Origin of the sequence: Paenibacillus silvestris, assembly GCF_009882985.1 — a bacterium.
Taxonomy (GTDB): domain Bacteria; phylum Bacillota; class Bacilli; order Paenibacillales; family NBRC-103111; genus Paenibacillus_E; species Paenibacillus_E silvestris.
The window spans coordinates 1,010,688-1,032,515 of the sequence record NZ_WTUZ01000010.1 but is presented as its reverse complement, the minus strand read 5'-3'; the positions used below and the strand labels follow the sequence as shown (position 1 = coordinate 1,032,515).

Sequence of the window (21,828 nt, the reverse complement as noted above, 5' to 3'; positions counted from 1 at the left end):
TTCAGCATGAGCCACATTGACAAATGATACTGTAACATTTATAATTACAGTATAGCTAGAGATTACAAAATAACGCTAAAGGCGGTGCTGGATGATGAACTATCAAATCAGTGATTGGGTTACAGCCACTACGAATCAAGATGAAATGTTGCATGGGTATGTAGAATCCATGGATGTGCTTGGAGGTTTGACTCGCATTTACGTGATTGCATCCGACCGTGAATCAACGATTGGTAAAGTCATGGAAGTCAGTAACCAAGATGTTAAAAAATTACCGGCAATTTCGTTGGATATAGAAGAACAAGTAAGAAGTTTGATCGACGTTGCCCTCGCGGTGAGAGACGAAATGTGGTTCCTTGAATTGACAGGGAAACTAATCGCCATTCAACAAAATGAGTCCAAACGCAGCGGGCGCGAATTATTCCCATCACTTACTTTCAAAAATCGCTTAGGCGTTGATCAGCTATAATGAAAAGCCAATCCAAGACATGTGAAACGTGTCGAGTGGATTGGCTTTTTTTGGTGGTGGGGAGGGACGCTCAGTCCGTGAGTAAGCGGGTCCCGCCGCAGCACCTCCTCACGTTATTGCACGGGCGCTTTTTTTACAATTTGCGGCCCTTTCACCATTTCTGCTTCAAACAGAGCTTGCAGCTCCGTTATTTTTCTTGGATCGGTAAGCGCCATTTTGTCCTTAAAATATTGCTCTTCAATGAGCTCCCAAGTAGGCACGATCTTCTGGGCTGTAATGGAACGGATGGCTGTCTTCAGAAGTCGTCTTTCCTTTGCATTGCTATAGACATCTACATATTGCTGTGTCCGTTCAAAATCAAGCTCCTGAAAGATGGCTTTGAACACGAGCGACGTCATCCGCGCATCATCCAGCGCTCTGTGGGCGGAGCCTTCCGCCTCAATTTCCAAATCAAGCAGGGCGGCTTCGACACTGACATCATTCGTTACATTTTTGTAGCGGATAAACCCCTTCAGTAAATCATAATAGTCGGCATTCATCCAGAACGCATCATCCAATTTATGCATTCTCGTATCGAAAACGATACGTTTCAAATCTTCTCCGCCCCACGTGACGAGTAGAAAAGCATCACTCCGATTCAGCCAATCGATGAACTCCGTGATAACACTACGAAAGCCAGCGGCGACATCAATGTCCTCTTGTGGAATGCCTGTCTTCTTTTTAATAAAACCGTTCAATTTGGAGAAATAGACCGGCTTGATCAGAGCTGAGAACTCATCGATCTGCTGAAGGGAATCATTAAGGCGTACCGCCCCAATCTCAATGACTTCCATAGGTAAATCGCTCGCAAACTTGCGGCCGTTAAATTCAATGTCCAAAATAATGTAATCCATGATGTTGCCCCCGTTCTTTCTATACCTATCATTTTAGCAGAAAATGTTTAGGCTGCCATCTTGGTTTTTCCATAGATTGTGCTAAGTACTAGGCTGAATAGCAGTCCTATAAAGGACATGATGGAAATCCATAAGTAAAGCGATTGACCGCCAAAGCTTTCATAGAACCATCCACCCAGATACGAAGCCACAATACCCGATACCCCGAAGAACAGCAGTGCAAGAACTGTTTGACCTGTCGCTCTCCACTCCTCAGGTACAATGCGGTATAAATATTGGATCGCCGCGGAATAAAAGATTGGAAACGTGAAGGTTTGCAGAAGCTGTAAGTAAACAAGTGCATGAGGTTCCGTTATCCATGAGGACAATAGAAAGCGCAGGAAGTAAAAGAAAGCAGAGAAAGCAATAATTGCGAGTTCCTTCCCTTTACGCAGCCACCAGAAACTTAACGCAAAGACAAGAATTTCGCTTCCTGCCGCTAAAAACCACGCTTGTCCGATCAAGTCAGGACTTCCGCCTAATTTTCGTATATATACGCCTAAAAAAGTATCATTAATTCGTTGCGGAACGGCAACAATAAAGATTAGTACCATAAACCAAATTGTCTCTTTATTTCCTAGGAAATTACGTAAGCTTTTTAATGTGATTGGTTTACCAGTCACTGGTGCATCTGGAAGTGCTAAACATATAATGAGACTGATGATGCCGATTCCTCCGAAAAGGTAGCCTAAGCTGTTCAAGCCTAGATATTGAATCGCGTATCCAACCGCTAAAGACATAACGGCATAGCCAATTGCACCGAAAGTCCGTATGGAACCATAACTAACTCCGTTTGCTTCCGCTGTTTGGAAGTTTAGACTTTCCGTTAAAGGATCTAACGGCATTAAGAAAAAGTACAAGAACATCGTAAACAGAAGCAGCACTATGAAGCTATTGGAGGTATATAACAAATACCCTACAAGGCTTGAACACACTAATAGAAGCAACATGACCTTCTTAATGGTTCTGGTCCTGTCACTGATCATGCCCCATAGCGGTTGTGAGAAGATGGTAATAATGCCTCCTGTTCCGATGATCAGACCGATTTTGGTCGCAGGAAGCCCTTGGGCATCTAAATAAACAGGCAGAAATGAAACGAACATGGCAAGCAGGGCAAAGTACAAAAAATTAAACGAACGTAAAAGATTTGAAGAACTCATGATGACCGTAACCTTCCTAGTTGAAATTAGCTTATGTTTGCTGTAAAACTACATTCTAACATGATGCACGAAAGATTCCAAAAAGAAAAATGTCTCAGGACAAACAGACTATAACACTATCCCAAAATCAGAGAATAGAGCTATCTGAGCCCGTTAGATAGAGGGCAGTGCTCCAGGTCGCAGCAGCTAGCTGACAGCCAGAGTAAGAACTCCGCCAATAGTCGCCAACTAGTTACAGTACGCTGTATTCCACCAATAGCCGATCATTCGTCAGTCCTCCCAAGTAGCCACTTTTATCTTACGGACTCAGAAGCCGTTATTCCGCCAAATTCAGTTGAATTTGGGTGCTATCGGACTGAGGCGGCGTTATCTATGGAATTTGACGTTGTTTTAGGTGTTTCCATGGCTAATAGCGACTTGTGAGTCCGTTAGATGTAAATTCTATCGCATATAAAGCAAATAGCGTCATCTCCGTCCGTTAGACGAAACCCTATTCTGCCACATTAAGTCCGTCTTCAGGTCTGTTAAACGGGCTTTGAGCAATGATCGGCTTTTTTTGCTATGTCGGCTTTTTTTATCATCAGGAATCGGCGTTTTTTATATAACGAAATGCAAGAATTGAAGATTGCTTAGAAGGTTAAGTGTCTTTATGCTAGAAAAGTTGGTATAAACCATTCTCTAGCATTTGTTTTCTCGCATGAAAATATGTCGATGAGGTGATCGCATTGGGAAAAATGAAAAAAGTACTATCGGTCAGTATGGTTTCAAGTCTTCTTGTATCTGTCGTTCCCTTTTATGAAAGCGCTTATCCTAGCGTGGAAGCTGCTGCTGCCAACCTGATCAACAACGGCGGTTTCGAACAAACAACAACGACACTTGATGCGAGCTGGAATGGTATTACAAGTCCTGCGCCGGTCGGTTGGGGCTTGTGGATTCCGACAGGAAGCGGCAAAGCGCCAAATCAAACGGCGAATGTCTCTTTAGACTCAACCACCTTTCATGAAGGGAGCAAATCTATTTTGTTTGACGCTTTTGCGACAAGCAGGGTTTCTGTCAATCAGAGCGTTGTGACAGTAACGCCAGGTAAATCCTATCGACTTAAAGTGTGGGTGAAGACCGATAATGTCACAGGGACTGGCGCCTATTTTAGAACACAATATTATAACACTAGTAAAGTCGGTGACGGCCCAGCATCCGCCAAATTGCTCGGTACGAAGGATTGGACGATGCAGCAAGTTTTCATGACAATCCCGGCAAATGTGACGAAGCTGGTGATCGAGCCGTTCCTCGAAACCGGCAAAGGGAAGGTATGGTTTGACGATATGAGTTTGGAAGAATACAACGGAGTTACAGGGATTACGCTGGATCAAAGTGCATTTTCTATGGCTCAAGGGGCTTCAGTCGCACTAGCGCCAACGTTCGTTCCTGCGAATGCGGCGGACAAGACGGTGATTTGGAGTTCAACGAATCCTAGTGTGGCAGCTGTGGATAACAACGGAAAGGTTACTGGTGTGGGACTGGGCGCAGCTACGATTACCGTCTCGACGCCAGACGGCACGATCAAAGCGCAATGTCTCGTTAACATTGAATCTGCAGAGCTGTATCAAGCCTACGCACAGATGAGGGCCAAATGGTTCAATAAGCTGACAGGCGGCATAAATTATGATCCCGCTGATGCAGATATTTCCACTAATCTAGCAAAAATTGTGGATAATGTAACGAATGCCAATGCGACCGGCTTCTGGGATACGCTGGTCAAGTCCGCGGACCGAACACTTGTCTGGAATGACCTTGCCAGCACGACGGATTCGGCGCAAGTCACGACTTCGTATGCGAGACTTAGGACGATGGCTCTCGCCTATACGCTCAAGGGCTCCAGCTTATATCATAATGAAGCGCTTAAAGCTGATATTTTAAACACGCTGGATTGGCTGAACGCTAACCGTTACAACGAATCCAAAACCGAGTACGGCAACTGGTGGGACTGGGAAATCGGCGCTCCGCAAATTATGAATGATATTCTCGTCCTGATGTATGAATATTTAACACCTTCTCAGATTACGAAACATATGAAAGCTATCGACCGATTTGTCCCTGACCCGAAAAAGCGCACGCTTAACAATGTTGTTGAAACTGGCGCAAATCTGCTGGACAAAGCGCTTGTTGTTACAATGCGGGGCATCATCGGCAATAACAGCGCCAAAATTACGCAAGGCCGTGACCCGATTGGTCCCGAATTTGTTTATGCCAATCATGGAGACGGAGTATACATAGATGGTTCCTTAGTCCAGCATACGAATATTGCGTATACGGCAGGTTATGGCGCTGTATGGCTTAGTCGGGCAGCTGACATGACGTATGTCCTTAACGGCTCCCCATGGCCTGTAACGGATCCTAACGTTAATAATGTGTACCAATGGGTGACAGACACGTTCGAACCCGTTATTTACAAAGGACTTTACATGGATATGGTGAATGGCCGAGGTATTTCCAGACAAGCATCAGGCAGCGCAAGAAGTACGATTACCACTTTGCTTCGCTTGGCTGAAGGAGCACCAGCTGACGTTGCGCTTTCGATTAAGCGGATGGCGAAGGAGTGGATTATGACTGATACGACCTATGCGAATTATGTGGATGGACTGCCGATTTATGAGTTAGCTTTGATTAAAGAGCTGATGAGCGATTCAAGTATTTGGCCCAGAGGAGAATTGAAACGTAATCAAGTATTTGCCGGCATGGATCGTGTGGTTCATTTGCGGGATGGTTATGGCTTTGGGCTAAGTCTGTTCTCGAACCGGATTTCTGCTTTTGAAAAAGGAAATAACGAAAATCTCAAAGGCTGGTACACGGGAATCGGAATGACGTTCCTATACGATCAGGATCTGAACCAGTACCGCAATGATTTCTGGCCGACGGTGGATTCATTCCGATTGCCAGGCACAACGACGGATCAGTCGGGCAAAGGTGTGACCCCTGGCGAGTGGACCTCGTACATGAACGCTAAAAATTGGGTAGGCGGCTCCACCATCGACGGCCTTTATGGCGCCGCAGGCATGGATTTTTCGATGGATAAAGTGACGGGCAGCACGCTGCAAGGCAAAAAATCATGGTTCATGTTCGATGATGAAATCGTTGCTTTAGGAGCAGGGATTTCGAAAAGCTCTGCAGCCAGCGCGCCAGTTGAAACCATCATCGATAATCGGAAACTGAATGATGCCGGAGACAATGCCCTTATCGTCAACGGTTCTGTCCAATCGAATCAGCTAGGCTGGTCAGGAATACTAAATGATGTGAAATGGGCACATCTAGCTGGCAACGTAGCGAATTCAGACATCGGCTACTATTTCCCAGATTCGGCGAGCATCTATGGCTTACGTGAAGCGCGAACAGGAAGCTGGCAAGAGATTAACAGCGGACAATCGAATACGCCGATAACGCGTAATTATGCAAGCTTGGCTTTCGAACACGGGCAAAATCCGACGAATGCTTCCTATGCCTATGTCATGCTGCCACACAAGGATGCAGCGGCAACGGAGGCGTACAGTCAATCGCCGAATGTTGAAATTTTAAGCAACACTGCCGATGTGCATGCCGTGAAAGAGAAGCAGCTAGGTATTGCCGCAGCTAATTTCTGGAACCCTGGTTCCGTAGGAGGCATTACCGCTTACAATCCAGCTTCCGTAATGGTGAAGGAAACAGAGACTGAGCTTTCCATCGCGGTATCTGATCCAACGCAAGCGCAGAGTGTGATTTCACTTGAGCTGAATAAAAGGGGCTTATTGTTCGTTAGCGGTGACAGCACGATTACGGTACAGCAAGCTTCACCTGTCTTGAAGCTTGATATACATGTTGAGAGCTCGTTTGGTAAAACGCATGTGATTACCTTCAAGAAGGATGGAGCAGCTCCGATAACGACAGATGATGCGAAATCAGGGTGGCAGCGCACGGCTCAAACCGTTACATTAACGGCAAGCGACGCTGACAGCGGCGTACAAAAAACGATGTACAGCCTTGATAACGGTGCATTTACGGAAGGCAATACGGTTACTGTTTCTGAAGATGGCGTGCATCAAATTCGTTATTACAGTATTGATCAAGCCGGCAATCAAGAATCAGCCAAAACGGTTGAACTCAAAATTGATACTAAAGCGCCAGTGATCACGTCGACGGTCACGATGGATGTTTATTGGACGGATAGTGGCAGTCTAAACTTCAACATGAGCGATGAAGGAAGCGGAGTGGTTGCCAAATCTGTCAAACTTGACGGAGCTAGCGTTAGCGAGCCCTATGCGTACAAACCGTTTGCGCTTCGTATTGGTGAGCATCAAGTAAACGTTGCGGCAACGGATGCTGCAGGGAATGAAGCGGCAGCGAACTATGTGCTGAAGGTGCACATGGATGTCATGCATTTGGACGAGGCGGTGCGATATGCGTACCAACAAGGTTGGATTACGAATCAAGGCATCTACAATGGCTTGTTGATGTTGGTCGAGGCTTTGCAAAAGCACAAGGATGACAAAGGTGTCAAAATCGCTTTAAATGCCATTGAACAGTTTGTTCGAGCGCAGTCAGGTAAAAAAATCGACAGCAATTTCGCAACATTTTTGTTGAATGCCATTTCATTTTTGAAGGCATAAGCAGCCTAATCGGGTTTTCCTGGAAGTCATGAAAATGGCGGAGGGAAAGCCCTTTCTTTTTTTTGCGGAAAGGCATTCCTGCTTCTTCCAATTCGTACGAGGACGGTTTACAATAACGGAAGAGGAGTTGATGTCTAATGGGTTCGAAGAACGTACAGCTGGTTCTGGACGCTAAAGCCACTCTAGGAGAAGGACCATGCTGGAATGAGAATGAGAAAGCGCTCTATTGGGTTGATATTCTAGAAGAGAAATTCTGTAGGTTTTATCCGGAGACGGGTCAAAATGAGTCATTTCTTATTGGAGAATATGTAGGTGCTGTTGTTTGCGCTGGGAAAGATGAGGTCGTTTTGGCGACGCAATCCGGTTTTCAATCCTTCAACATGCAGAAGAGTACGTTAACGCCTCTCGTTGATCCAGAAGCACATTTGCCTTTCAATCGGTTTAACGATGGAAAATGTGATAGCCACGGCCGATTCTGGGCGGGAACGATGGAAATCATTGAAAAAGGGGCGACTGGCTCCCTCTATGTGCTTGAAACAGATTATAGCTATCGCAAAGTTCACGAGGATGTGGGTGTATCCAACGGGATTGCCTGGAGCCTGGATGAAAAAGAGATGTATTATATTGATTCGATGAGAAAAAAAGTGTTAGTTTTTGATTATGATGCGGAAAAAGGAGAAATTAGTCGTCCTAGAACATTGATCGATTTCGCAAGTGAACAAGGATTCCCTGACGGGATGACGATTGATGCAGAAGGGATGCTGTGGATTGCTCACTGGGATGGCTGGCAGGTGTCGCGTTGGAATCCTCGGACGGGTACTAAACTGGAGAGCATCGCAGTCCCAGCAGCGAAAGTAACCTCTTGTATTTTTGGCGGAGATGACCTGGACATTTTGTACATAACGAGCGCACGAAAAGGGCTGGAGGATGAACAAGCAGGAGATCAGCCGCACGCTGGTGGCATTTTTGCCGTCAAACCTGGTGTTAAAGGAACGAAGACACAGGCATTCGGTGCATCATACAACCAATAAAAGGAGTAATTTTATGTCATTAGAAGCTAATCAGCTAACCATTCAGTACGTTGGACAGGTTGGCGTTATTTTGCGAAAAAACGACATTGCCATAGCGATTGACCCGTATTTGACAGATTCTGTCGATCAACTCGGAGGTTCTCCCGATGGGTTCTGGGTGAGAAGGTATGCACCGCCGGTGAAACCTGAGACATTGGCGGATCTGAATCTTGTGCTTTGTACACACGAACACATGGATCATATGGATCCGGGGACGCTGCGGGCTATTGCGGAGGCATCTCCAAGCTGTCGATTCGGTGCTCCTAGGGTTTGCTTGCCGGCGCTAGAGGCAATGGGAATAGACCCAAGTAGGCTGCAAGCGCTTGGTGTTCAGGAGGCTTGGTCGTTCGCTGACGAGCTGACGATCCAACCGATACCAGCGTGGCATGAAGAGCGTGTGCAGGATAAAGAGGGCTGGGACCATTATTTGGGCTACATGCTACAATGGGACAACTTATGCCTCTATCATGCAGGGGATACGCTGCTCAAGGATGAGTTGGTAGAAGTGTTGTCGGGCTATACCATTGATGTAGGCTTCCTGCCGATTAATGGCCGGGATATTTTCCGCAACAGACTTGGCGTCGTGGGCAATATGAACGCTTTGGAAGCGGCAGATTTGGCTGCTTATCTTCATTTTGATATCGTGGTACCTGTTCACTTCGATATGTATCCTAATAATAGTGAAGGCATTTCACCTTTCGTGGACAGACTTTATCAGAAGCATCTGGGGCAGAAGTTTCATATTTTTCAACCAGGTGAGACGCTTGTGTATAGGAAAGTGAATTAGTAATTAGGCCGTTTAATGTTCCGTCTGAGCTGGACAGTAAGCGGCCTTGTTTTCAGAACATTCGACAAGACTGAGCGGTGAAAATAGGCCACTTAGGCTATTGTAACTAAGCACATCTTCATCTACAGATATCACATGTTCTGTGATATGCTGAAGAAGCTGGTACGCACCTAAACAGCTGCAAACATGACCATTATGAATGGAGTGTTGTTCAGATGAAAATGTACCAATCCGTTGACTATATCCAGCAAACTGAGAAAATTGCGCTTTACAAGCTTCATCAAAAGGCGAATGAGCCGGAGCACACGCATAATTTTGTCGAGCTGGTTTATATCGGGCAAGGAGCTGGCTATCATCAAGTGAATGGGAAGTCATATGCCGTGCAGCGCGGGGACTTTTTGTTCATGAATGTTGGTGACCGGCACTCGTTTGAAATTCAGAAGAACATGCAGTATATGAACATCTTGCTGGACCCTGCGTTTTTGAGCAATCGATTGCATGCTACCGAAAGCGCTTCCGAGTTTCTCCCGCTCATGCTGTTTCATGAGTTCAAGTCCTCACTCGCGAATCCTTCGCCCCACGTCACATTCAGGGGGAAAAGCATGATTGAGGTCGAGCAGCTGCTCGAAACGATGTACACGGAATATTGCGGTAAAAAAAGCGGATATTTAGCTATGCTTCACGGCTACGCGACATTATTGTTGACACGGATGTTCAGATCGATGCAAGAAAACTTACATAACTCAGAATTACGTACGGCTTATCACATGCTGCCCCAGTTATTGTCTTACATCGAGGAGCATTATGCAGGACATATTACGCTGAATGATTTGGCTAGAGAGAGCTTTTATTCCCCTTATTACTTGAGCAAAATGTTCAAAGATTGTCTGGGGTTCACCTTCACGGAATACGTTCACGACGTCAGGCTGCGCGAAGCGAAGCGAATGCTGCTGGAAACGAAGGATTCTGTCGAAAGCATCGGACGAAGTGTCGGTTATGAGGATAAAACGCAGTTTTTCCGCCTTTTTAAGCAGACCTTGGGCATGACGCCTCAGCAGCTTAGGAAGCAGATGTGAAAATGTGCTTGAAGAGAGGTTATGAGGGATAGGTGCGGTGCGTAATGGCGTGTAAGTAATTTACAAACCGTTGAAATTGTAAACGCTTAATATGGGAAAAGAATGCTGGCCTGCTCCGCTTCTGGAGCGGGCTATTTGTGTTTGGGGCAGATTGTGATGGTAGGGCAACCCCCTGAGCGGTAAAGGGGAGCGAGTCGTGTGCGTTAGCGATGAAAAACAGCGTTACGGCGGAGGGAGTAGCGCGGTTTGAGCACCTCCCGCGAGAGTTAGCGTGTTCAAAGTGCTAGGGCAGCGCAGCCTCATTGGACGAAATCCAATGAAAACGCCAACGGCGCACCTAAATTGCTCTTTTCATTGGATGAATTCCAATGAAGGAGCAATATCAGGTGCTTCAGCGGCTCAATTAACCGATCTCATTGGATTTCATCCAATAGGATCGTTAATTGAGCCTTCAAATCACTAGGTTCATTGGAATTCGTCCAATGAACCTAGCCTTCTAGCCAAACCACAAGTCCAGTTTTGACTTTGTGGGACTTTCTTTGCAAATCCGCGACTCAGCCCTAGAGTCCAGCTTTCACTGCTATGTCGCCTCCCGTTTGAGGCGGGATATGTTCATTTTCATAGCAGCAAATGATGTCGAGAAACTATTGGTAGCGGTTACATTTTATGCGCAAAGAGCCGAATCGGTCTAATCTTGTCGAATCTTAACGATGAGTGGTGTGTTTAGTGAAGATAGTGAATTTTCAGAAAATAAGGTTGATTATTAGGGGCAATCTCCATAACAATGAGGATGAGTCCACAAACTCAAAAACATTTTATGAAATCGGAGGGTTGCAAATGAAGTCAAGGAGGAAGTCGATTATTTTACTCCTGGTTTCAGCACTCATGTTGACGCTTGTACTTGGGGGGTGTCAAGACAGTCCAGCTTCGACAACTCCAGCGCCAACGACTGCTGCGGTACAAGCAACGAAAGCGCCGGATCCAACAAAAGCACCTGACGGTGGGGGCGGACAGCCTGCGCAATTGACAGACTTTAAGGATTCACCGGTTTTGGCATCAAAAGGGCTGCCACCTGTGAAAGATCGCTTGCCAAGCGATTATAAATTCACGAATGAAATACCGGAGAGCCAAATGAAATACGAAGTCGGTACGTACGGCGGTGTTTTGAGAACGGTTACATCTGCTCCGGACTGGGATGCTGACGTTTTCGTCATGAACAATGAACCGCTGCTCAACACGCCAGGTATTCTGGGCGACACGATCACAGGTAACGTGCTCAAAGATTACAAGGTCAGCGATGATCAAAAAACCTTCACATTCTCCATGCGCAAAGGCATGAAATGGTCCGACGGCAAGCCGGTTACAACGGAAGACGTTAGATTTACGGTTGAGGATATTTTGAACGATCCTGAGCTGACGCCGATCTTCCCTGTATGGTTGCGTGGCGGCGGTGAAGCTGATGCAGCTCCGATGAAACTGGAAGTTGTCGACGATTTGAACTTTAAGCTGACGTTCGACCGTCCGTACGGAGGTATCTTGATTCGCTTCGCTATTCAAGGCTGGCGTGGGTACACAGAGCTCATTCGTCCAGCGCACTACCTCAAACAGTTCCACAAAAAGTACACGCCACTCGATAAACTTGAACCGCTGATTAAACAAGCAGGCTTCCAGCCTGGCGAATGGTTCAACCTTTTTAACGACAAAGATATTACGAATTGGGAGCTTGCAAATAAGAAAGCCGTTGGCTTCCCTGTGCTTTATCCATGGATGATGACCAAATCGACGGAATCACTAACAACGTATGAGCGCAACCCGTATTACTTCAAAGTTGATACGGCAGGCAATCAATTACCGTATATCGACAGCATCCAGAGTACACTCGTGCAGGACATTGAAATGGTTGGTTTGAAAACGATTGCTGGTGAAGTCGACTTCTCCAGGGAGTCAGCTGCTCTGATCAAAATGCCGCTTTATCGTGAAAATGAGAAAAACGGCTACAAAGCATTGCTGGCCAACATGCACGTTACGCCGACGGATATCTTCCTGAACGAAACGTTCAACGATCCGAACTGGCAAAAAGTCGTTCAGGATGTTCGCTTCCGCAAAGCGCTGAGTCTGGCGCTGAACCGCAAAGAGATCATCGACACGATCTACTATGGCTTTGCGAAGCCGGGCAGCATCGAAGATCCGACGTTTGATCTGGCTGCTGCGAACAAATTGCTTGATGAGATGGGTCTCACCAAAGGAGCCGATGGCAAACGTCTTGGACCGGATGGCAAAGTGTTCACGATTCCGTTCGAAGTTGGAGCCCAAGCGCCGGATATCGTGCCATTGACGCAATTGATCGTAGAGATGTGGAAGCAGCTCGGTCTGAACGTCACGATGAAAACGATCGACCAAACGCTCTGGACCACTCGGAATACGAATAATGAATTACAAGCAACCATGATTTGGACACATACACCGCTCTGGTACATGGGCGATTGGGGTACGCAGCTTTGGGGAGCTCAATGGGATCTCTGGCGTACTTCAGGCGGTAAGAACGGTCAAGAGCCGCCTGCAGACATCAAGAACCTATACAAAATGATCAACGACGCTGCAGCAGCCAAACCAGAAGATGCAAAGAAAAAAGTAGCTGAAATTAAACAAGTGATGAAAGACAAAGTGTACTATTTCATTCCGATTACAGAAGTGAAGCAGCCACTCATCGTTAATGCGAAGCTGCACAACATCCCGAATGACACCAGCTTTGCGATCGGCGCGAACTTCAGCGGCGAGCAGTTCTTCTTTAGCAAATGATCAGTAAATACTCGTAAATAATTGAACAGGAGCCAGTAGTGAGCCCGGACGGCGGCAGGTCGTTTGATCCGGGCTCCACGGCTCGTTCAGAGACAGGGTACATTTTTGGAAGGAGGAATCACATGCTGAATTATATCTCGTATCGGCTCCTGCAGCTTATCCCGCTGCTTGTTGCCATCAGTATTATCGTTTTTGTGATCATTCAGCTTCCACCTGGAGATTTCTTGACACAATATATTGCTACGTTAAAGCAGTCCGGATCGGCGGTTTCAGAAAGTACGGTCATTAACCTCCAACAGCTTTATGGATTAGATAAATCTTTAATTGTTCAATACATCATTTGGATCAAAAATATTGTGCTGCACGGTGACTTAGGTCGTTCCTTTCAATGGAATCAGCCTGTGACAGAAGTCATTGGTCCAAGACTGGCGTTGACAGTTATCATATCGCTCATTTGCCTAGTTTTTGTGTGGCTGATCGCGATTCCAATTGGGATTTATTCAGCGACACATCAATATTCGGCACTTGACTATGTGTTTACGTTTATAGGCTTCATTGGTCTGGCAATGCCAGGATTTCTTATTGCTTTGATTATTGTGTATGTCATTTTCGCGCAAACAGGCGTTTCGATTACTGGCTTATTCTCAGCCCAATACGTGGATGCCCCATGGACGATGGACAAAATCATGAATATGCTGCCAAGGCTCATTATTCCTGTCGTCGTTATTGGCATGTCAGGAACAGCATCGCTGATCCGTATTACACGTGGGATGCTGCTGGATGAGTTATCGAAGCAGTATGTCATTACCGCTAGAGCCAAAGGTGTTCCTGAGGGCAAGCTGCTATTCAAATATCCCGTTCGATTAGCGATCAATCCGCTGATTTCGACAATCGGCTGGACACTTCCGGCGCTTATTTCAGGGGAAGCTATCGTCTCGATCGTGCTGAACTTGCAAACAACGGGGCCGATGCTGCTCAAAGCACTGATGTTCCAGGACGTGTACTTAACGGGAAGCTTCCTGTTAATTCTTAGCGTGATGACGGTCATCGGAACGTTGCTGTCAGATATCTTGCTAGCGTTCGTTGACCCGAGAATACGCTTCGGGGGTGTTGCAGAATGAGTGCGATTACGACGATTGCGAATCGATTTCGGAGGACCAAGGTGAACAACCGGAACCGAGTCGGAGCCGATAATCAATACGAGGTTGCTTCCCAGTGGCAGTTGATGTGGTGGAAATTCATTAAACACAAAATGGCTGTTTTTTCTGCGGTTGTGTTAATTTTGTTTTATTTGGTAGCCATCTTCTGTGAATTTTTGGCGCCAACGGTGCAGGAGGCGAGGTACACCGATTATAAGAACGCAGCGCCGCAGAAAATTCATTTTGTCGATCCGAATAATGGCTTTCAGCTTAGGCCGTTTGTCTACGGAATGAGCGAGAAAGTCGATCAAAATACGTTTAAACGCACGTTCTCGGAAGATCCGGCGAAGAAGTTTGAGATTTATTTCTTCACAAAAGGCGAGCCGTATAAGCTGTGGGGGTTAATCCCGATGGAACGTCATTTGTTCGGATTGAAGAATCCCAAAGATGCGCTCATTCTGATGGGAACCGATAAGCTGGGACATGACCTCCTGTCCAGAATCATTTATGGAGCTAGAATCTCGCTCTCTTTCGGACTGCTCGGCATCGTTGTAACCCTCATTCTGGGATTAGTGCTTGGCGGAATATCCGGTTATCTGGGCGGTGTGATGGATACTATCATTCAACGAACGATTGATTTGCTCATCTGTATTCCAACCATTCCGCTCTGGATGGCGCTTACAGCTGCATTACCAAGAGATTGGTCAGCGCTGCAAACGTACTTCGGACTAATTCTCATCTTCTCCATCATTGGCTGGACAGGACTGGCTCGCGTTGTGCGGGGGAAAATATTGTCTCTGCGTGAAGAGGATTTCACGATGGCGGCCAGACTTGCCGGAGCAAGTGATTTCCGCATTATTCGCAAGCATTTGCTGCCGTCCTTCGCCAGCTACATCATCGTGAATGTGACGCTTTCGATTCCTGGCACGATTCTGGGTGAGACTGCTTTAAGCTTCCTTGGAATTGGACTTCAGGCGCCAGTTGTAAGCTGGGGAGTGCTGCTGCAGGATGCGCAAAATCTGGAAACACTAGCCCATCACCCTTGGTTGCTGTGGCCGGCTGCATTCATTATCATGACGGTCTTAATGTTTAATTTCCTTGGGGACGGACTGCGTGATGCGGCAGATCCATACAAATAGGAGGTGGAGTGAATGTCAAAAAGGGATAACGTCATATTGGAAATGAAGGACGTGAAAGTTCACTTCCATTTGGATGAAGGCATATTGAAAGCGGTTGACGGTGTTGATCTGCAAATCAAACGTGGCATGACGCTTGGCATCGTTGGCGAAAGCGGCTGCGGCAAAAGCGTCACATCGCAAGCGCTGCTGCGGATTGTGCCCAAACCGGGCCAAGTGGAAGGAGAGATCAAGCTCCAGCGAAGCGGTGCTGGGAGCCATGAAGCCGTCGACTTGGTGAAGCTGGACCCGAGGGGGAAGGAAGTTCGGGATATCCGGGGCGATGAGATCGCGATGATTTTCCAGGAGCCAATGAAGGCATTCTCGCCTATTCATACGGTAGGTAATCAAATTATGGAAGCCATCTTACTGCACGTGACACAGGATAAAAAAGAAGCTTATCGCCTGGCGGTGGAAATCCTGCGCAAGGTCGGCATGTCCAATCCCGAGCAGCGGCTTAGCGAATATCCGCATCAGCTTTCGGGCGGGATGAGGCAGCGGGCCATGATCGCCATGGCATTGTCCTGCAACCCCTCGATTCTCATCGCCGATGAGCCGACGACGGCCTTGGATGTCACAGTCCAAGCGCAAGTGCTTCAGCTGATCAATGATTTGAAGGCTAATCATGATACTTCCGTCATTTTCATCACGCATGACCTTGGTGTTATTGCCGAAATGTCGGACGAAGTGGCGGTCATGTACCTGGGGAAAGTCGTCGAATACACTGATGTTGACTCTTTGTTTCATCATCCTAAACATCCGTATACGAAGGCGCTCCTGAACTCGATACCGGCGATAGGCAGGGAGAACAAGAGGCTGGAATCCATTGAAGGAACAGTCCCGTTCCCGATGAATTTGCCGAAGGGCTGCGGCTTCTATACGCGCTGCAAAATGGCGATCGACGGTGTGTGCAACGTAGCGGACGTGCCTCTTGTCGAGGTTAGAAAGGATCACAAAGTTCGCTGCTTATTGGTTGAAACAGAGCTTAAAGAAGCCGAGGTGGTCTCATGACGGTACAAACAGACGAACTTATTCTTGATGTGAGCTATATGCGGAAATATTTTCCGATTAAAAAGGGCTTCTTGCAAAAAAACGTAGGTTATGTCAAAGCCGTCGATGATGTCCATTTCCATATCCGTCCTGGTGAAACGTTCGGGCTCGTCGGCGAATCCGGCTGCGGTAAAACAACACTTGGTCGCTGTATCCTGCGAGCTATTGAACCAACCTCGGGTTCGGTGCGCTTTCGGGACCGCCAAGGTCACATGCAGGAAGTGCTGCAGCTGGACGCCAAGGATTTGCGCGCAATTCGGCGAGACATGCAGCTCATCTTCCAAGACCCTTATTCCTCGCTCAATCCTCGGATGACGGTGCTCAATATCATTGCCGAACCGCTCGTCTGCAACGGCATGGCGCACGGCCCCGAGCTTAAGGAGCGCGTGGCAGACCTCATGGAGATGGTAGGCCTGAACAGCCGGCATCTCGAGCGATATCCGCACGCTTTCAGCGGAGGCCAACGCCAGCGGATCGGGATTGCGCGCGCTTTGGCGACGAATCCGAAGTTCATCGTTTGCGATGAAGCCGTTTCGGCACTGGACGTGTCCGTTCAAGCGCAGATTATTAACCTGCTGCAGGATTTACAGGAAAAGCTAAACTTGTCCTATCTGTTTATTTCACATGATCTCGGTGTTATTCAGCATATATCTAACCGTGTCGGCGTTATGTACGTTGGCAAAATGGTAGAGACAGCGGCAACGAAAGATTTGTTTGCTGCTCCGAAGCACCCTTACACAGAGGCGCTGCTTTCTGCGAAGCCGGTACCTGACCCTCGCAAAAAGTCGAACCGCATTATTTTGCAAGGTGAAGTCGCTAACCCAGCGAATCCGCCGTCTGGCTGCTATTTCCATCCGAGATGTGCCTATGCCAAAGACATTTGCAGGAATCAAACCCCAGATCTCAAACAGGTTGGAGATGGGCATTACGCAGCTTGTCATTTTGCAGGGGAGCTTGACCTTAGGGGGGCAGCGTCGATATGACGTATATTCTGCTTACACTGCTCATATTCTTCGTCTGCCTAAGTCTAATTATGCTGGGCTCGTTATGGTATATGAGGGTGCTGCTCGAGAAAATGGTCGGAGGCAAGCTGCGGGACTTGGAGACACTGACAGCGACGGGTACAATCCCCGAAACGTGGACGGCCAAGTATAACGAGCGCATGATTCAACATCAAAAGCTGGGCAATAGCAAGCAAGTGGACCGAATTGAGCGCTTAGCACGAAAGTCATATTTGAACAAAATCAGTAAGCTGATAGCTTTTGTAAAAAAATCGACGCTGGTAGAAAGTGAAGAATCGCGAAAAGCCACGCTGCGCATCCTGCAAAGAGTGGAGCGGGAATGGAGGGACGCTAACACGTATGGATCCTTTTCTTGAGATGAAGCAGCGCGATCCGGCAGCAGGGTACAAATCGGTAGGAATTACTGTCATTACTGCGGCGCTGGGCATTATGAATTGGTTCGAACTGCGGAGTCTGCTGCTGGTTTTGCTTACTTTTTTTGGCGTTAAACGTTCCTCATGGCAGGGGATTGATAATATGTCTTTTCTGTTTATGGGTGTCGTTTGGCTCGCTTACGTGTTCTACTGCCAGTATTATTTGAAAAAGAAAGCGGAAGCTAAGCAGGTGCTGCAAGCTTCAGCCATGCTGCTGGCCATTCAGTTGGGGATCTTATTCGTATGCAATCTCTTCTCGCATGTCTTGCTGAGTGTACCATTTGAAGCGTACATGCTGCTTTTTTTGATCATTGAAGGCGTTTTGACTCTAGTGCTAGGCTGGTTTGCTTGGGATGCGGCTCGCAAGAGGGTCTTGCGATAATTTGTAGTCAAAGGTGGGTTAGCCCGTATGGATATAGGTGTTGTTTCACGCAGCTTTCCGAAATTATCGAACGAAGAGGTGGCAGCGCTGCTCGCTGAGCGCGGATTCAGATGGACAGAGCTCTGCTTCTCACAAACGGATTCTAACTACTGGCGTTACAATGGGCGGAGTGATCTCAGTGATTTGACGGATAAAAGAAGCCAAGAAATCGTAGAAACCTATTGCAAACATGGCATCGAAGTTGCCTCGATTGGCGTATTTACGAATTTGTTGGAATCGGATGAGCAGGAAATGGAGGCGAATTTGCGGTATTTTGAAAGGCATATGCAAATTGCTGCCGGAACTGGCGTTCCCGTAGTTGCGACGGAGTGTGGATTCATCCCGGGAAAACGAGGTATTCAAGCAGATTCGTATGAGAAGGATTTCGAACGATTCAAACAGCAGTTAAGCTGGCTTGGTGAGCGTGCTGGTCACTACGGCATAAAGCTTGCGCTGGAGCCTTGTGTCCTGGATGTTGTGCCTAGTGCTAAGCGAACGGCTGATTTGTTAGCGCAGATTGGATCGCCGCACATTCAAGTGCTCCTTGATCCGGCAAATTTAATAGCGAATAGCTCAGAAGAAGAGATGTTCCAGTATTTAGCGCCGCATCTGGCTTACTTCCACGGAAAAGACCGTAAAGTTAATGACACTTACGGACGCTGCGTAGGGGACGGGGATATTGACTGGAGGAAGCTGCTAAATCTATATCATGAGCAAGCTGAAGGTGTTCCCTTTATTTTGGAATATGTGAATATCGATAATTTCTGTGAAATTCGTGATCGGGTGATCGCGTTTGACCAAACCCGCTAATTGTCCTCTACATCGAATCGGAATTCTGAAGTTCAGGGAGGTGTTTGATGATGCTAGTCGCGGAAAGGGTTCAGCACATTCTACGGCTGGTTAACGAGCGGGGAAGCATGCGCGTCACTGAACTCAGCCAGATATGCCGGGTTACGGAGGAAACGATCCGCCGGGACTTGGATCGCTTGGAAAACGAAGGGCGTTTGCTGCGCAGCTATGGCGGAGCGATCCGCCTGCAGCCGCAAACGTCCGAAACGTCGTACGAGCTGCGGGAAACGGTGCATGTGACGGAGAAGCAGCGTATTTCGGCGCACGCTGTCAAATACGTGGAGCCCCACGATCGTATCGTCCTCGATGCGAGCTCCACGACCTGGCATATGGCAGCGCTGCTGCCCGACATCCCGCTTACCGTCATCACCAACTCCTTGAAGGTGGCTTTGGTTCTTAGCGAGAAAAAGAACGTCAGCGTCATCAGCACAGGAGGCATTCTTGTGCCAAATTCACTTTCTTTCGTTGGACCGCTGACGGAGCAGGCCTTGGAGGAGTATCATGTAAATAAAGCGTTCGTATCCTGCAAAGGCGTACATATGGAGCGGGGCATCAGTGAGTCGAATGAAATGCAAGCGAGGGTGAAACGGAAAATGGTCGGCATGGCCGAACAGGTATTTGTTCTAGCGGATTACAGCAAATTTGATATGCAGGCTTTTACGATGATCGGAGCCTGGAACCAGATTCATAATCTGATAACGGATGAACAAACGCCTCTTGATCATGTTCAGCTGCTGCAGCGTAAGTTTATTAATGTCATTCAAGTTTAAAAGCGATTGCTAGATGGCGCAATCCCCTTGTAAGATGGCTGAAACCGCAATGAAAGCGTGAACTGGATGCCTTATGATGAAGACAGAAGCAAAGAAAGGAATTGTACATATGGTTAACCTCCTGCGACAAAGTCAATTCATGAAAGATAAGCAAATTCCGTTTAGCATTAACCGCTGCTTTCATCATCAAGATAATATGCCGACGGTTCATTCACATGATTTTATCGAGCTTGTTTATGTGGTTAGCGGTCAAGCGGATCATGTGTTTGAAGGAGAATCCTACCAGATCCAAACGGGCGATGTCTTTATTATTAACCCCGGGGAAGTTCACACGTATTGTACGAAGCCGGGAGAAGGCATCGAGATTATTAATTGTCTCTTCACGCCAGAACTCATTCAAGAGTCTTTACTGAAGGAATTAGGCGTGTCACAGTCCATGGATTACTATTATGTACATCCTTTCTTAAATCCAAGAGAACGCTTTCATCACAGGCTGAATCTGATGGGGCAAGCATCCAATCATGTTCTTACTTTACTTGAAGCAATGATCTCTGAATGGGAACATCACCGGCCAGGTTATTTGCCACTCATTAAACTGCAAATGCTCCAGCTGCTCATCCTGTTATCTCGCTGCTATTCGGATTCTATGAACAAGGAGAAAAAGAGCTCGCGATCAGCGAATCATACGATACTCGTACGCCGGATCACTGGGTTTCTGGAGCGTCATTTTGACAAAAAAATGACCATCCCTGACTTGTGCGAGTTGTTTAATGTGAGCAGCAGGCAGCTGAACAGGGTATTTAAGCAAGAAACGAATCAAACCGTAACGGAGCGTATTCATGACATTCGGATTGAACGGGCGAAGCAGTATTTGACAGAAGGCGACGAAAAAGTGATACATGTAGCCCAGCGTGTTGGCTATGAGGACCCGGCCTTTTTCACACAATTGTTTAGACGCAGAGTCGGATGCTCACCAGGGCAGTACCGTGATTTGCATGGGGAAGTGCTTGAGAACGCACAGGAAATCCAGTAGAAGAAACGGGAGGAATAAGCAATGACGTTAAAGGTTGCGGTAGTTGGGGTTGGCAATATCGGTTCGATCCATGCGGGTGTGTACCATGAACATGCGAAAACAGAGCTTGTTGCGGTATGTGACATCATCAAAGAGAAAGCAGATGCGGCTGCGGCCAAATTCGGCTGCAGAGCTTTTTATAGCGTGCAGGAAATGCTGGCTAGCGGCATTCATTTGGATGCTTGCTCCATGGCGACCAAAGGGGAAGAAAATGGCGGAGAGCATTATCAACCTACCATGGAACTGCTGGAGGCGGGCATTCCTGTATTAGGGGAAAAGCCGATTTCCAACCGGATTGACGAAGGAGAGCGGATGGTGGCACTTGCCAAAGAGAAGCAGATTCCTTATGGTGTCAACCTAAATCATCGATTCACACCTGCAGCGCTGCGTGCCAAGGAATGGGTGGAAGAAGGCCGTCTTGGTCAATTACATATGATTAATATGAAAATGTGGATCAATAACCCAGTCGAAACTTCGCCTTGGTTTCACTTGCGCGCGCTTCACCCGCACTCCTTTGATGTGATTCGTTATTTCTGCGGGGATGTGAAACGGGTAGCTGCCTTCATGATGAAAGGTGAAAACCGGAAAATTTGGTCGAATACGCAAGTTATGCTCGAGTTTGAAAATGGTGCTATCGGGAACCTCGTCGGCAGCTATGATGCTGGAGCTAGCTACGGATTGGAGCGCTGCGAAGTGGTCGGATCCAAAGGCCGATTCGTGCTGGACGACGCTTGTGAGCACTTAACTTACTACCCTCGGCATAGCATTGCAACGGAAAGCTACAGCTATTTAGGCGGCATGCGCCATTTCAATGAAACGTTTAAAAGTCGCATCAGCGATTGGATTGAACAGCTGGATGCCAAAGTACCCTACGATCAAATTAATGGCTCGGGACAAGAGGCGCTGAAGGCGCAGACGATTATTGAAGCGGCTATTCGTTCATTTGAAACATCAAGCATTGTTGAACTTTAACTAAGGGAGGCAGTA

Annotated in this window: 18 protein-coding genes; 16 read left to right on the top strand and 2 right to left on the bottom strand. The window is 47.3% G+C overall.

Going from position 1 to position 21,828, the window contains the following annotated elements; translation table 11 throughout:
- Positions 1–91: 91 nt before the first annotated feature.
- Entirely contained in the window at positions 92–469 is a 378-nt protein-coding gene (locus GQF01_RS08225; protein WP_161406290.1) for an IDEAL domain-containing protein, read from the top strand.
- A gap of 113 nt (positions 470–582) precedes the next feature.
- Here the strand turns inward: GQF01_RS08225 and GQF01_RS08220 are convergent, their stop codons facing one another.
- Together GQF01_RS08220 and GQF01_RS08215 are read right to left on the bottom strand one after the other, a co-directional pair.
- Positions 583–1,362 (bottom strand): 3'-5' exonuclease, encoded by a 780-nt coding sequence (locus GQF01_RS08220; RefSeq protein WP_161406289.1) that lies wholly within the window; start codon positions 1,360–1,362, stop codon positions 583–585.
- Positions 1,363–1,409: 47 nt separating this feature from the next.
- The gene (locus tag GQF01_RS08215; RefSeq protein WP_202556122.1) at positions 1,410–2,561 is read right to left on the bottom strand and encodes an MFS transporter; all 1,152 of its coding nucleotides are present in this window, start codon (positions 2,559–2,561) and stop codon (positions 1,410–1,412) included.
- A 734-nt stretch (positions 2,562–3,295) separates the two neighbouring features.
- On the opposite strand from GQF01_RS08215, the gene GQF01_RS08210 reads away from it, so the two are divergent.
- From GQF01_RS08210 to GQF01_RS08140, 15 genes are all read left to right on the top strand, one after another.
- Positions 3,296–7,198, top strand: a complete 3,903-nt coding sequence (locus GQF01_RS08210) for a polysaccharide lyase family 8 super-sandwich domain-containing protein (RefSeq protein WP_235959263.1) — start codon at positions 3,296–3,298, stop codon at positions 7,196–7,198.
- Positions 7,199–7,335: 137 nt separating this feature from the next.
- Positions 7,336–8,229 carry an SMP-30/gluconolactonase/LRE family protein gene (locus tag GQF01_RS08205; RefSeq protein WP_161406287.1) on the top strand — a complete coding sequence of 298 codons (894 nt, stop codon included), beginning with the start codon at positions 7,336–7,338 and terminating at the stop codon, positions 8,227–8,229.
- A 13-nt stretch (positions 8,230–8,242) separates the two neighbouring features.
- Positions 8,243–9,055 carry an MBL fold metallo-hydrolase gene (locus GQF01_RS08200; RefSeq protein ID WP_161406286.1) on the top strand — a complete coding sequence of 271 codons (813 nt, stop codon included), beginning with the start codon at positions 8,243–8,245 and terminating at the stop codon, positions 9,053–9,055.
- Between the two features lie 215 nt (positions 9,056–9,270).
- Complete coding sequence (locus GQF01_RS08195) at positions 9,271–10,131, top strand: AraC family transcriptional regulator (protein ID WP_161406285.1); 861 nt, start codon at positions 9,271–9,273, stop codon at positions 10,129–10,131.
- Between the two features lie 837 nt (positions 10,132–10,968).
- The gene (locus GQF01_RS08190) at positions 10,969–12,930 is read left to right on the top strand and encodes an ABC transporter substrate-binding protein (RefSeq protein ID WP_161406284.1); all 1,962 of its coding nucleotides are present in this window, start codon (positions 10,969–10,971) and stop codon (positions 12,928–12,930) included.
- Between the two features lie 122 nt (positions 12,931–13,052).
- Positions 13,053–14,051, top strand: a complete 999-nt coding sequence (locus GQF01_RS08185) for an ABC transporter permease (RefSeq protein ID WP_161406283.1) — start codon at positions 13,053–13,055, stop codon at positions 14,049–14,051.
- Positions 14,048–15,208 (top strand): ABC transporter permease, encoded by a 1,161-nt coding sequence (locus tag GQF01_RS08180; protein WP_161406282.1) that lies wholly within the window; start codon positions 14,048–14,050, stop codon positions 15,206–15,208. Before GQF01_RS08185 ends, GQF01_RS08180 begins: the two co-directional genes overlap by 4 nt.
- Positions 15,209–15,220: 12 nt before the next feature.
- Positions 15,221–16,255, top strand: coding sequence for an ABC transporter ATP-binding protein (locus GQF01_RS08175; RefSeq protein ID WP_161406281.1), 1,035 nt, complete (start codon positions 15,221–15,223; stop codon positions 16,253–16,255).
- A complete protein-coding gene (locus GQF01_RS08170) occupies positions 16,252–17,277 on the top strand; it encodes an ABC transporter ATP-binding protein (protein WP_161406280.1) in 1,026 nt (341 codons plus the stop codon). The genes GQF01_RS08175 and GQF01_RS08170 overlap by 4 nt, the downstream gene beginning before the upstream one ends.
- Positions 17,274–17,672, top strand: a complete 399-nt coding sequence (locus GQF01_RS08165) for a hypothetical protein (protein WP_161406279.1) — start codon at positions 17,274–17,276, stop codon at positions 17,670–17,672. Before GQF01_RS08170 ends, GQF01_RS08165 begins: the two co-directional genes overlap by 4 nt.
- A 1-nt stretch (position 17,673) precedes the next feature.
- Entirely contained in the window at positions 17,674–18,111 is a 438-nt protein-coding gene (locus GQF01_RS08160; RefSeq protein ID WP_161406278.1) for a hypothetical protein, read from the top strand.
- Between the two features lie 27 nt (positions 18,112–18,138).
- Positions 18,139–18,960 carry a sugar phosphate isomerase/epimerase family protein gene (locus GQF01_RS08155; protein WP_161406277.1) on the top strand — a complete coding sequence of 274 codons (822 nt, stop codon included), beginning with the start codon at positions 18,139–18,141 and terminating at the stop codon, positions 18,958–18,960.
- Between the two features lie 50 nt (positions 18,961–19,010).
- A complete protein-coding gene (locus tag GQF01_RS08150; RefSeq protein WP_161406475.1) occupies positions 19,011–19,769 on the top strand; it encodes a DeoR/GlpR family DNA-binding transcription regulator in 759 nt (252 codons plus the stop codon).
- A 73-nt stretch (positions 19,770–19,842) separates the two neighbouring features.
- The gene (locus GQF01_RS08145) at positions 19,843–20,802 is read left to right on the top strand and encodes an AraC family transcriptional regulator (protein WP_202556120.1); all 960 of its coding nucleotides are present in this window, start codon (positions 19,843–19,845) and stop codon (positions 20,800–20,802) included.
- Between the two features lie 21 nt (positions 20,803–20,823).
- Positions 20,824–21,813: a Gfo/Idh/MocA family protein gene (locus tag GQF01_RS08140; RefSeq protein WP_161406275.1), complete on the top strand. Its 990-nt coding sequence runs from the start codon at positions 20,824–20,826 to the stop codon at positions 21,811–21,813.
- Positions 21,814–21,828: the final 15 nt, after the last annotated feature.